10 protein-coding genes and 1 pseudogene are annotated in these 12,698 nt (G+C 56.0%); 4 read left to right on the forward strand and 7 right to left on the reverse strand.

What is annotated here, in order from left to right:
* Nucleotides 1-94: 94 nt before the first annotated feature.
* The 3 genes from ACTCIA_RS08260 to ACTCIA_RS08270 are packed head-to-tail and all read right to left on the reverse strand — an operon-like array spanning nucleotide 95 to nucleotide 3,550.
* Entirely contained in the window at nucleotides 95-1,453 is a 1,359-nt protein-coding gene (locus ACTCIA_RS08260) for a vWA domain-containing protein (protein WP_463001335.1), read from the reverse strand.
* Nucleotides 1,450-2,364: an AAA family ATPase gene (locus tag ACTCIA_RS08265; protein ID WP_463001336.1), complete on the reverse strand. Its 915-nt coding sequence runs from the start codon at nucleotides 2,362-2,364 to the stop codon at nucleotides 1,450-1,452. Before ACTCIA_RS08265 ends, ACTCIA_RS08260 begins: the two co-directional genes overlap by 4 nt.
* 13 nt (nucleotides 2,365-2,377) lie before the next feature.
* A complete protein-coding gene (locus ACTCIA_RS08270) occupies nucleotides 2,378-3,550 on the reverse strand; it encodes a class II aldolase/adducin family protein (RefSeq protein WP_463001337.1) in 1,173 nt (390 codons plus the stop codon).
* Nucleotides 3,551-3,960: 410 nt separating this feature from the next.
* Here ACTCIA_RS08270 and ACTCIA_RS08275 point away from each other — a divergent pair, with 410 nt between their 5' ends.
* Nucleotides 3,961-5,025 carry a branched-chain amino acid aminotransferase gene (locus tag ACTCIA_RS08275; protein ID WP_463001338.1) on the forward strand — a complete coding sequence of 355 codons (1,065 nt, stop codon included), beginning with the start codon at nucleotides 3,961-3,963 and terminating at the stop codon, nucleotides 5,023-5,025.
* A gap of 93 nt (nucleotides 5,026-5,118) precedes the next feature.
* On the opposite strand, the gene ACTCIA_RS08280 is transcribed toward ACTCIA_RS08275, so the two are convergent.
* Nucleotides 5,119-5,559: an Hsp20/alpha crystallin family protein gene (locus tag ACTCIA_RS08280; RefSeq protein ID WP_463001339.1), complete on the reverse strand. Its 441-nt coding sequence runs from the start codon at nucleotides 5,557-5,559 to the stop codon at nucleotides 5,119-5,121.
* A gap of 210 nt (nucleotides 5,560-5,769) precedes the next feature.
* On the opposite strand from ACTCIA_RS08280, the gene ACTCIA_RS08285 reads away from it, so the two are divergent.
* The 3 genes from ACTCIA_RS08285 (at nucleotide 5,770) to cooS (ending at nucleotide 9,569) form a co-directional block, all read left to right on the forward strand.
* Nucleotides 5,770-7,005, forward strand: coding sequence for an NAD(P)/FAD-dependent oxidoreductase (locus ACTCIA_RS08285; RefSeq protein WP_463001340.1), 1,236 nt, complete (start codon nucleotides 5,770-5,772; stop codon nucleotides 7,003-7,005).
* 68 nt (nucleotides 7,006-7,073) lie between these two features.
* On the forward strand, nucleotides 7,074-7,676 hold the full coding sequence (locus ACTCIA_RS08290) for a 4Fe-4S dicluster domain-containing protein (RefSeq protein WP_463001341.1): 603 nt from the start codon (nucleotides 7,074-7,076) through the stop codon (nucleotides 7,674-7,676).
* 15 nt (nucleotides 7,677-7,691) lie between these two features.
* The gene (gene cooS / locus ACTCIA_RS08295; protein ID WP_463001342.1) at nucleotides 7,692-9,569 is read left to right on the forward strand and encodes an anaerobic carbon-monoxide dehydrogenase catalytic subunit; all 1,878 of its coding nucleotides are present in this window, start codon (nucleotides 7,692-7,694) and stop codon (nucleotides 9,567-9,569) included.
* A gap of 105 nt (nucleotides 9,570-9,674) precedes the next feature.
* On the opposite strand, the gene ACTCIA_RS08300 is transcribed toward cooS, so the two are convergent.
* From ACTCIA_RS08300 to ACTCIA_RS08310, 3 genes and pseudogenes are all read right to left on the reverse strand, one after another.
* Nucleotides 9,675-10,397: a TVP38/TMEM64 family protein gene (locus ACTCIA_RS08300; protein ID WP_463001343.1), complete on the reverse strand. Its 723-nt coding sequence runs from the start codon at nucleotides 10,395-10,397 to the stop codon at nucleotides 9,675-9,677.
* 12 nt (nucleotides 10,398-10,409) lie between these two features.
* The gene (locus ACTCIA_RS08305) at nucleotides 10,410-10,979 is read right to left on the reverse strand and encodes a hypothetical protein (RefSeq protein WP_463001344.1); all 570 of its coding nucleotides are present in this window, start codon (nucleotides 10,977-10,979) and stop codon (nucleotides 10,410-10,412) included.
* Nucleotides 10,956-11,950: pseudogene (locus tag ACTCIA_RS08310) on the reverse strand (dihydrolipoyl dehydrogenase family protein); the annotation flags it as partial. The pseudogene ACTCIA_RS08310 and the gene ACTCIA_RS08305, both read right to left, overlap by 24 nt.
* Nucleotides 11,951-12,698: the final 748 nt, after the last annotated feature.

A 12,698-nucleotide genomic window follows, 5' to 3' on the forward strand; every position in this document is an offset into this window, starting at 1 on the left:
TTTTTAAAATTAGAATGGTTCTCAGTTTTAAAATATTATTCTAAACGATACCTGAAAAGTCAAGCCCTGTTTTTGCACTTTTTTTCAAACAGTGTCAGAGCACCAGTTCTTCGATAAAATCAATGAGCTGATTGAGGTTCTGGCAGGTTCGCACTTCGTGGCAGTGGGCCTTGTAGGTATGCATCTCGCTGTCGCCCGTACCCCAGAAGGCTTCGGGTTCGGGATTGAGCCAGATGATGCGCCGGGCTTTTTCGCGGATTTCGGCCAGAATGGATTCCCTGGGGTGCTGGTAGTTGGACCGGCCGTCTCCCACGATGATCACGGTGGTTTTGCGGTTAATCCGGTGCATGTGGTGCTGCCGGAATTCGTAAAACACCTCGCCGTAGTCGGTTAAGGCGTCAAAACCGATATCCGGGCTTGCCAGCACCTTTTCCAGGGCGCAGTTGACCTCGTTGTGCGCAAAGATCTCGGTGATATCCGTGGTGCCTGACACAAAAGCAAAGCTGTGCACAGAAGAAAAACAATCCTGGAGGGAATAGAGCAGATGCAGCATAAAACGGGCCGCAGACCACACCGAGCCGGATACGTCGCACAGGGCCACGATCCGGGTTTTTCGAAGCGGCCGGCGGCGGTAGGAGAGCACCAGGGGCACGCCCTGGAACCGGCCCGCCCGGCGCAGGGTCTTTCGGACATCGAGCCCGCCCCGGCGCGAGGCCGCAAAGCGCCGGCCCATCCGGTCTCTTAGCTTGCGCACCAGCTGCTGGATCACATCGCGCATCTGCTCGATTTCAGCCGGCGTAAGAGACGAAAAGGGCTGTTCTCCCAGGCCCTGGTAATGCTTGTGATGGGAACGCACCTGGCGCAGGCCGTCATTATAGGGCCGGTTTTCGCGGGTCAGAAGCCCCCGGGCCTGATCCAGGCGCCGGGATATGGATGCGGCTGCCGGGGCCTGACCAGTGCCGTCCGGAAGCCGGGCCAGTCCCCGCTGTATGGCGTTTATCCTAAGCATCACCTGCATCCGCCCGGCCAGCTGGCCGAGGTTGGACTTGACCCCGCTTGCCGAAGACGCGTCCGCCTGCTGGTCCAGGTCCTGCAAAACCTGCAGAAAGGATGCGGGATCACCGGTGACAAAATCCAAAAGCGCGGCATCCAGGTCATCGCCGCCAATGCCGGCGCGACTGAACAAATCGGCAACGGCTTCAGCATCCATTTGCTGCGGGCTTTCATCTTCACCGGCGCCCGGGCCGTGGAAAAACAGGTCATAAACCCGGTCAAAGGCGGCCTGGTCCCTGCGGCTTTTGGCGAAATTGGCCCGGAGCACGGTTTTAAAACGGGCTTCATCCACCAGATCCACGCACTGAAGATGCTGGTGGCAGTCGATGAGCTCGGCGGTGGATACCCGAAGATCAGCGGCCCGGCAGGCTGCGGCAAACTGGATCAGCCGGTCGATCATTTCGCCGAAAGCACCTTGTCCATGGATTGGCGCACCAGTTGGGCGTCCGCGCGGTATTTGCAGATCACGTTAAGGGTGTCAGACACGGCCTGACAGGACAATTCCCCGATGTTTAACACCATCAGGGCCTGGGCCCAGTCCAGGGTCTCGGAAATGCAGGGCCGTTTTTTCATGTCCAGCTCCCGGATATGGTTGACAGCACAGACCAGCCGGTCTGCCAGGGCCTCGTCAATGCCCGGCAATTTCAGGCGGATAATGCGTTTTTCCAGCTCCGGCTCCGGATAATCGATATACAGATGGATGCACCGGCGCTTTAATGCATCGCTCATGTCCCGGTAGTTGTTGGAGGTGAGCACCACCATGGGGATATGCCTGGCCTTGCGGATGCCCAGCTCGGGAATCGATACCTGAAATTCCGAAAGCAGCTCGAGCAAAAAGGCCTCAAATTCCGGATCGGCCTTATCGATTTCATCAATGAGCAGCACCACGGGCTTATCCGAGGAAATGGCCTGCAAAAGCGGGCGGGCAAGGATGAAGCGCTCGGAGAAAAACGCGTCCTCCTGCTCGGCAATGCGCTCCACGGCCTCGGCAATGCTGTCAGCCCCGGCGATCAAATCATTGATCTTCTCCTTGATCATCTGGGTGTAGAGCAGCTGCTTGGCATATTCCCATTCATACAAAGCCTTCGCCTCATCTAATCCCTCGTAGCACTGAAGCCGGATCTTGTCCCGGCCCAGGCACCGGGCCACGGCCCGGGCCAGCTCGGTCTTGCCCCCGCCGGCCGGGCCTTCCACAAGAATGGGCTTTTGGGTGGCAGCAGCCAGAAACACCACCGTGGCAATTTCCCGGGAAGGGATGTAGCCGGCGCGTTCAAGCCTGCAGGTCACATCCTCGATGCTTTCAAATTCCATATGTATCCTTCTGCTATGGCCGGATCTGGATGCCCATCTGCTCAAAATAGGTCTTTCGGCAGAGCTGTTCAATGGTCACCATCCGGCCCAGGGCATTGTTAAAATCATTGGCCGCACAGCTAAACACCCCGTGTCCGTAAACAATGGCGGCCTTGTGGGTCTTGATTGCCGGCGGCACGGTTTGGGAAAGCCCGTAAGGACCGCCGCCGGTCTCACCCGAGACCACCGGAACCGCGCACACCTGCCGGGGGCGCGGACAAAGACGGTGGCAGTCGCCGGCATCCGGGCAATCGGTTTCATGGCAGTCCATGGACAGGATTACGGAAAACAGGGGATGGCCGTGGACAATGGCCAAAAAATCGGTATGGGCGGCGATCTGCTCGTGGGCCGGCCGTTCAGATGAAGGCCGGCCGCCGTTCACAGCGCCGGTATCCAGGTTTATTGCTGCAACCGAGTCCTCGAGATCATCCAGAAAGCTACCGGATGTGGTGATATACAGGCTGTTTCCCAGATGGTAGGAAAGATTGCCGAAACTGGCATCCACAAGACCGTGGCCGACAACGGCCCGGCCGGCCTCGACAATGGCCGCGCGCACGTCCGCCTCGGTTTCAAAGGGGCCGCGCATGAGCCCGCCTTCAAACACGGCCGGGTCTGAAAGATAGGTGCAGGCGCTCTGAAATGTTAAAATCCGGTCCCGGCTGATGTCACCTGTCCGGCTTGCCTGGAGAGAGTCTGCAAAAAACTTCACAAACCCGGCAAAACAGGCGGCTGAAAAACAAACACAGGCTTCGGCCATATCTCTGCCTTGGGCAAGGAGGCCAAAACCGGGAATCACGAGACATCTGCGATCCGACAACAAAGGCCCCATGAGCTCCGGGTCCGGATCTTCGGTCACCGGCAGGTCGGTTAAAAACACCCGGGTCTCAGAATCCCGGGGGCGGATCACCCCGTCTGCGGCAGTGCGGGCCAGGTAATCGAAGATCCCGGCATAGGGCTCGGCCGGCCGGCCATAAACCACAGCGCCGATCCCGGGCTTTTCCAGCAGGGGATCGAGCCGGGCGCAAACCGGATGACGGCGGTTCCAGCCGTGCTGACCCTGCCCGGGCGCAGCCCACAAAAGGGTCTCATCTGCGGCCAGGCCGCTTTGGCAGAGTCTTTGGGCATATGCAGAAATATCAGAGTCCATGGCTGTGTTCGAAAAAAACAGGTGTTAACGCCATCCCGGGAACAATCCCGGCTGCATATAATCCTGATAAATGGCGCACTTGCGGTTTTTCCGGCATTTGCGGCAGACATCAATGTGTTTTTTGGGCCTGCCTTTTTTAAACGGACAGACCAGATATGGGGATGCTGGCGCAGGGTTGCTGTGTATACTTGTTTTCATCACAATTGAAGTCCTATCACCGCTGCAGGCGGCAATCAAGGGGAAAAACCCGGGCTTTTTTACCCGGCCGGGATAAATTTTCTTGATCATCCGGGCATTTGACGTTAACGTAAAAAACGGTTTAACGGCGACAAATGGATAAACGTATAAAAATCAACATGTTTTTATAATCTTTACCTGACAGAGACCAATCGGAAAAACGGAGTATCACCATGGAAATCAGCATCCAGAAAGCCGGGTCCCTAAAGGACCTGCCAGACGAATCCGAACTGGCTTTCGGCACCCTTTTTACAGACCACATGTTCAACATGGACTATGATTTGGACAACGGCTGGCACAACCCGCGCATCGAGCCCTACGGACCCATTACCATGGATCCGTCCACCATGGTGCTCCACTACGGCCAGTCCATCTTCGAGGGATTAAAAGCATTTAAAACCCCGGAAGATAAAATCCAGCTGTTCCGCCCGGAGCAGAATTTCACCCGGTTTAACCAGTCGGCCCATCGCATGTGCATTCCGGAAATCGACGAGAATTTGGCCCTCAACGCGCTAAAAGAGCTGCTCAAAATTGAAAAGCGCTGGGTGCCCTCGGCCCCGGGCACGTCTCTTTACATCCGGCCCACCATCATTGCCATGGATCCGTTTCTGGGCGTGCGGGCATCCTACACCTACCGGTTTTTCATCATCCTGAGCCCGGTGGGGGCCTATTACAAGGAAGGGTTCAACCCGGTGAAAATCTGGGTGACGGAAAAATATGTCCGGGCCGTGCCCGGCGGCGTGGGCGAGGTGAAAACCGCGGGCAATTACGCGGCCAGCCTGTATGCCGGAGAAGAGGCCCATCACAAGGGCTATACCCAGGTGCTGTGGTTAGACGGGGTGGAGCGCAAATACGTGGAGGAAGTGGGCTCCATGAACATCTTTTTTGTCATTGACGACGAAATCATCACACCTGCCCTGTCCGGCAGCATCTTATCGGGCATCACCCGGGATTCGGTGATTGCCATGGCCGAAAAATGGGGACATCCGGTCACCCAGCGGCGCATCTCCATTGACGAAGTGGTCCAAGCCCATGAGGCCGGCAAACTCCAGGAATGCTTCGGCTCGGGCACCGCTGCGGTGATCTCGCCGGTGGGCCAGATCAAATACAAGGACAAGACCCTTGCCATTGGCGACGGAAAAGTGGGCTCCTGGGCCCGGAAATTTTTCGACGCCATCACCGACATCCAGTACGGCCGCACACAGGATACCGAGGGCTGGGTTCACAAGGTGGATTAAAATCAGCGTGCAAACAAAAAGCGGGGTACAGACTCCTTGGCGTCTGCACCCCGCTTTTGTTTTACCGGCGCGGTTCTTCCGTCGTGCACCTTCTTACTTGATCTCGACCTTTTTGCCTTTGCTTTGCTCGGTCTTGGGCACTTTCACCTCAAGTACGCCGTCTTTGAATCCGGCTTCGATCTTGTCGGGATCCGCATTATCCGGCAGCGTGAAGGCACGCTGGAACTTGCCGTAAAACCGTTCTTTTCGGTAGTAGTTATCCTCGTTGACATCTTCTTCATGCTTGCGCTCTCCCTTGATGGAAAGCACGCCGTTGTTGACATCAATGGATATATCGTCCTTGTTCACGCCGGGCAGTTCGGCCTTGATCATAATGGCGTCATCCTTTTCATAGGTATCCACCATGGGCCGCCATTCAAACAGGCCCACATCCTCTCTGCCCTCGGTTGCCGGAACCGCATCCTCAAACAGCCGGTTTATCCGATCCTGCAAAGTGGGCAGTGTGGTCCAGGGATTCCACCGTACCAGTGCCATATCCGTCACCTCCTTTTATTTTTATTTAACAATTTGTTTTTGTTGTTCATCCTTTCCTTTCACCCCTATAATAATCACTTCCGGAACCTGTTCAAGGGGGGCGGCTGAAATTTTTTACCCTGTTGCAATCAAATGACTTTTATTTTATTGTTTTGTTATCCGGTGGATTGAAACGCTATCCGTCCACCCTCCTTTCACCGAGGCACGGTTATGAATTACGTGATTATCGGAAACGGTGTTGCAGGCGTCACCGCCGCAGAAGTCATCCGGCGGATCGATGCCCGCGGCCCAATCACCATGATTTCAGACGAAACCCACCCCCCTTACTGCCGTCCCATGATCAGCAACCTTCTGGAAGGGGCCGTGGATGTTTCCAGGCTGCCCATCCGGGGGCCGGACTTCTACGACCGGCTTTCCATCACGCCCGCACTCGGCAGCCGCGTGACATCTTTGGATGCCAACACACGCACCGTAACCACAAAAGACGGTCAAATCTTCGCATATGACCGGCTGCTGATCGCCGCCGGGGCCGATCCCAGGCCTCTTGACGCACAGGGCCTGGATCTCAAAAACATTTTTTTCATGCGCAATATTGCCCAGGTACAGGATATGATCGCCGCCCTGGCCGATACCCGTCATGCCCTGGTCCTCGGCGGCGGGCTCGTGGGGTTTAAGGCCGCCTACAGCCTGCTGAAGCGAAATATTGCCGTAACCATGCTGATCCGTTCGGGCTATCCCCTTTCCATGCAGGTGGATGAAACCGCCGGGGAGATGATCCAGCAGGTGCTCTGCGACCACGGGCTGACCGTGCGCACGGGAATTTCGGTCACCGCTTTTGAGGGCAGCGGCCGGGTGCAGACTGCCCATCTGTCCGACGGCAGCCAGGCCCAGTGCGACATGGCCATTATCGGAAAAGGGGTGTTTCCGGCCCACGGGTTTGTGCCCACAGACCGCATTGATACGGATGCGGGCATCCTGGTCGACGATCACATGGCCACAAACGCACCCGGCATATATGCCGCAGGGGATGTGGCCGAGCACATCGACATTGCCCGCCGGAAACGGTGGGTCAACGCCATCTGGCCCGAAGCCGCGGCCCAGGGCCGGGTCGCGGGATTCAACATGGCCGGCCAGGCCCTTTCTTACCGGGGCAGCCTTTCCAGAAACGTGATTCGCATGTTTGACACAGACGTGATGACCGCCGGCCGGGTCAGCCCCAGGGACACCGACGAGTCCTGCCGGTTTTTCTCCGCCCGTGACCCCGGACGCCAAACCTATCGCAAGCTGGTATTCCAGGATCAAATCCTGGTGGGATTTGTCATGATCAACCAAATCGAACAGGGCGGCGTGCTGACCTCGCTGATCCAGAGCCGCACGCCCGTGAAAATATCTCCACATCACCTGCTGGACCCGGGATTTAACGTCAGCCGGCTTTTTGCCCGGTAACCAAATCACCGGGCAGACCGGTCGCATTGATTTTATATGCCGCCCCCATGCGGCAGGGAGGAAAGCTTATGAAACAGGTCATTGTTCATCCCGAACGCTGCGTGGGATGCATGCAGTGCATGCTTGCCTGCGCGGCCGCCCATTCAAAAACCGGCGCCCTGATTTCAGCCATTTCCGAATCGCCCCGGCCCAGACCGAGAATCCACGTGGGCGCAGGGCGCTATGACGAGGGATTTCCCAACCGCTGCCGGCACTGCGATCCCGCCCCATGCCAGATGGCCTGTCTTCCCGGGGCCATTTACCGGCAGACCACAACCAACACCGTGCTCATCAACCCGGATGTGTGCATCAACTGCGCATCGTGTGCCATGGCCTGTCCCTACGGGGTGATCCGGTATCACGCCGACCCCCTGGCACCTGCGGGCAAAACCATTGCCGTGAAATGCGACAACTGCATTGCCCGCCAGCACAAAGGCCTGATTCCGGCCTGCGTGGCGGTTTGCAAGGTCGGGGCCCTGACATTTGAGGAAATGGATGCGGCCATGAAGAAAAAAACCGACCAAGTGGCCCGCAGCATCAACGCAGAAGCCATTGCGGCCGACCATGCCCCGGGTTTTTCGCTGCTCAACACAATCAAAAGGGCCCAAAAAGAAATCAACCTGTCAAGATAAAGGGAGGACGGGACAATGACGCACCATCATACCTATACCATCACCAAAGACGGCCAGCTGCTGATCAAAAAAATGGAATCCGACCAGGTGGAAACCGTCTGGGACCGCCACGCGGCCCAGCAGCCCCAGTGCGGATTCTGCGACCTGGGTTTGAGCTGCCGGATCTGCGTCATGGGCCCCTGCCGGGTCGATCCGTTCGGCGAAGGTCCCCAGCAGGGCGTATGCGGCGCAGACGCCGATATTATCGTGGCCCGCAACCTTTGCCGGATGATTGCCGCAGGAGCCGCAGCTCATTCGGATCACGGACGGGACCTGGTGGAAGTGCTGGCATCAGTGGCTGAAAACAAGGCCCCGGGTTATGCAATCACGGATACGGAGAAACTCAACCGTGTGGCTGCCGAATACGGTATTGCCGCAGACGGTAAAACGCCGGAACAAGTTGCCGGAGAACTGGCCCATGCCATGCAGGAGGATTTCGGCACCCGCAAAAAGGAACTGGCCCTTGTTGCCCGGGCTCCTGAAAAAAGACAGCAGTTGTGGCGCAAGCTCAATATCATGCCCCGGGGCATTGACAGGGAGACCTCAGAGGCCATGCACCGCACCCATATGGGCGTGGACAACGGCTGGCAGAGCCTGCTGCTCCACGGCCTGCGAAACGCCCTGTCAGACGGCTGGGGCGGATCCATGATCGCCACGGAAGTCTCAGACATTCTTTTTGGCACCCCCAAACCCGCCCCCACAAAGGTCAATGCCGGGGTGCTCAAGGCAGACCAGGTCAATGTGGTGGTCCACGGGCACAATCCTGTGGTTTCGGAAATGGTCATGGCCGCCTGCCAGGACCCGGAAATGACAAAGCTGGCCGAGGAAAAGGGCGCAAAAGGCATCAATCTGTGCGGCCTGTGCTGCACCGGAAATGAACTGCTCATGCGCCACGGCATTCCCATGGCCGGCAACCACCTGATGACCGAGCTCATCATTGCCACCGGTGCCATTGAAATGATGATTGTGGATTATCAATGCATCATGCCCGCGCTTTCAAAGGTGGCGGCCTGCTATCACACAAAAATGATCAGCACCAGTGACAAGGCCCGGTTTCCCGGCATGGAGCACGTGGAATTCCACCCGGACAACGCGCAGAAAAAAGCCTATGACGTGGTCAAGGCCGCCATTGAAAACTTTGCCAATCGCGGTGAGACCTATATCCCGGTGGAGCCGCTGGATGCAGTGGGCGGTTTTTCCGTGGAAGCGGTTGTGGGTGCTTTGGGCGGCACGCCCGAGCCTTTGCTCGATGCGATAAAGTCGGGCAAAATCCGTGGGGCTGCGGGCATTGTGGGCTGCAACAATCCCAAGATCAAGCATGACTACGGCCATGTAACCCTGACAAAGCGGCTGATTGAAAACGATATCCTGGTGGTGGACACGGGATGTGCGGCCGTGGCCACTGCCAAGGCCGGGTTCAAAGTGGCAGATGCCATATCCCATGCCGGGCCCGGCTTAAAGGAAGTGTGCGGGTCTTTGGGAATACCGCCGGTGCTGCATTTCGGCTCATGTGTGGACAACGTGCGCATCCTGGTGCTGGCCGCATCCCTGGCCAACGCCCTTGGAACCGATATCAGCGACCTGCCCCTGGCCGGGGCCGCGCCAGAGTGGTACTCGGAAAAAGCCGTTTCCATCGGTGCCTATGTGGTGGCATCGGGGATTTACACGGTCCTGGGCCCCATGCCGCCCATTGCCGGCAGCATGAACGTGGTGGGGCTGCTCACGGAAGGCCTTGGGGAAGTGGTGGGGGCCACATTTGCCGTGGAGCCGGACCCGGAAAAAGCCGCCCTGCTCATCCGCGGCCACATTGAAAACCAGCGCAGAAAACTTGGCTTGGACGCGGCAGCGGTGTAGTTTCGCAGGCAACCGAGTGATCAGTGGCCGGCTGGCGCTTCTGCAGATTGACATGATAGACTCACCTCCGGCCATTTATCACTGAGCATCCAATACCCTGCCGCCTCAGGGCTTTGGAGCATCCGGATCCACCTTTGCTTTGCCGGTTTTTGCCCGGACAAAATTGACGGTTTTTTTCACCGCCAGGGGGAAAATGCCGAGGATTACAAAGGAAATGATCAGCGAGGGGGAGAGAATGTCGCCCATTTTGCTGATCTGGCCCAATTGGTTGCCTGCATTGATAAAAACAGCCGTTCCCGCAAGCATGCCCACCTGGGAGACCCAGTAAAAGGTCCACAGCCGCATTTCGGTCAGGGCCATGCCCAGGTTGATGGCAAAAAACGGAACCGCGGGAATCAGGCGCAGGGTAAACAGGTAAAACGCGCCCTCTTTTTTAATCCCCGCATTGATCTTGTCATACCACGCGCCCATCTTTTGTTTTGTCCAGTCCCGAAACAGGTATCTGGCCACTGCGCAGGCAAGGGTTGCGCCGATGGAACTGGCAAAAGAGACAATCACAAGGCCGGTCCAGAATCCGAACAAGGCCCCGCCCGCCAGTGTCATGACCGCCGCGCCCGGAAGGCTCAAGGCTGTCACCACGATATAGACGATAAAAAACGCACCTGTAACCAGCACGGGGTGTTGTGCAAGCAGTGCCTGGAAATTTTCCCGGGATTCTTTTATATATGCCAGGTTCATGTACTGCTGCAGGTCCAGGACAAAAAACAGCACCACAATGACCACAATCACGCCGATTACAGCGAGTTTTTTGGTATCCGGAATTTTCATGGACATATCTTTCTATTCCCCGTCCTTCCCACAGGCTCTGCCCTTTAAGGCGAAAAAGAATTTAAGCCCCTTTTTGATGCGCTCGGAAAAGATTTTCGGTGTCAGATATGCACCAGCCACGCGCTTGTTGATCTCGCCCAGGGTGGGATAGGGATGAACAGCCGAGGCCAGGGTGGACAGCTTGACGCCGCCGGCTGCCACCGCAACCCACTCGTTTATCAGATCGCCCGCGTTGGGCCCCAGAATCTGGACGCCCATGAGGTTTTCCTTTTCATCAAGGATCATTTTGATTTTTCCGGCACTATTGCCCATGGCCAGGCTCCGGTCGTTGTTTTTGAAATCCTCGCTCCAGACCGTGTATGATATGCCCGCTTGTTTTGCGCTTTTCTCGTTCATGCCGATACTTGCCAATTCGGGATCAGTGTAGGTGCACCAGGGCAGAAACGTGTAATCGGCTTTTCTGGGCAGGCGGAAGACGGCATTTGCGATCACGATGGAGCCTTCATATCCCGCGGCATGGGTAAACAAAAACGATCCGGTGACATCGCCTGCGGCAAAAATGTGATTCTGGGAAGTGCGCATCCGGGCGTCCACCTGGATGCCCCGGCCGGTAAAATCGACCCCGGCCTTTTCAAGGGCCAGTCCCTCGATGTTTGGCGTTCTGCCGGCGGCCACCAGCAGGGTTTGGGCATGGACCTGTTTTTCCTCTCCCTTGCCATTTTCAAACACCACTTCCTTTTTGCGCCCCAAGTCTTTTGCAGATAAAATTTTGGAGTTGAGATGAAAGGTCATGTTCGGAGACGCCGCAAGCAACCCCAGCAGTTCGTCTGCCAGGTCCTTGTCCTCCCGGCCAGGATCTGGTCTGCGCGTTCGATAACGGTCACCTGTGTGCCCAGCCGGGAAAAAGCCTGCCCCATTTCCACGGCAATGGGGCCGCCGCCGATAATCGCCATGGAGGCCGGCAGTTTTTCCAGGGAAAATATTTCACGGTTGGTGATATAACCGGCCGCCTCCAGGCCGGGCACAGGGGGCGCGCCCGGGGAAGAGCCGGTGGCAATGAGCCATTTTTTGGCAGACACGGTGTTTCCGTTTAAGTAAATTGCATGTTCATCCACAAATTCGGGACTGCCGAATTCAACCCTGGCCCCGAGCCCGCAAAACCGCTCCTCGGAATCATGCTCCTGAATGGTGGAAATAACATTTTCAATGCGGTTTCGAATGCCGGCAAAATCCACGGGCGGGGCATCCACGTCCGGCAATCCGTGTTTGCCGGCGTTGACAATGGTATGATATGCCCGGGCCGAGTTGATCAGCGTCTTGCTGGGCACGCATCCGAAATGCAAACAGTCGCCGCCAAGATCCTTTTCCTTTTCAATCAAAAGGGTTTTGGCCCCGAGCTGGGCCGCGCCCGAAGCTGTTGTCAGCCCTGCAGCCCCGCCGCCGATAATACCGATGTCATAATCGTATGGCTTTGCCATATTGCCTCCCGCAATTGCCGGTTGTTTTCTTTCCCATTGCCCCGGCAAACGCCGGCAAGGTCGTGTTTTTTCCATGGGGGCAACTTTTTATGCGCCCTTTTTGCCTTCCCGGCGCAAATCCACAGACAACAGGTATCAATTACGTAACAGAATACTTTAAATCGTAACCATAATACACAAACACGCCAGAAACCGATCTCATGGCATTGAGGTTTTTCTGTCTCTCCTTGGTTTTGGAACGGCCTTTCGGCTGTGATGGAAAAAATGAGTCGGAAATAATTTGTCACAGTCGTTTGCCCCGGGCGTATAAACATTATCAGACTGGAGAAATGGCCCGGGTATTTTTTGGCTCAACAGTTATGATGAGCCTGTAAAAAGTCTTTTTTACAGGCAGTGTTAAGTTTTAAGTGATTAAGTGTTAAGTAAAATCAATAACTTATTTATTCATTGGTTAGCGGTTATATCCGATTTGGGCCTTTTTACGATTCCATCAGTTATGAAGAGTTAACAATGCAGGGGGAAAAACAGGTGAAGGATCTAAAGATGAATCCGGTGATAATGAGGTAAACAAAATTCTGAAAATCATCTTGCCGGATGAACAGCTTCATGCAAATCTTTATAAAGCGTATTTTCCCACTTAATTGTGAAGCTTGCCGGCAAAAAAAGCATAACCGGAAACCATCAATAACTTGGGACAGGATTGGACGTATATTTAGTGCCTGTCCAATAACACTACAGCGACATTTCAATGCCTAAATTTATCGCCTCCTGGACGCGTTTTTTTCTATGCGAAAGATAGGCGGTATAATTGCGGCTGATACAA

The sequence above is a fragment of the Desulfosalsimonas sp. genome (assembly GCF_055149105.1).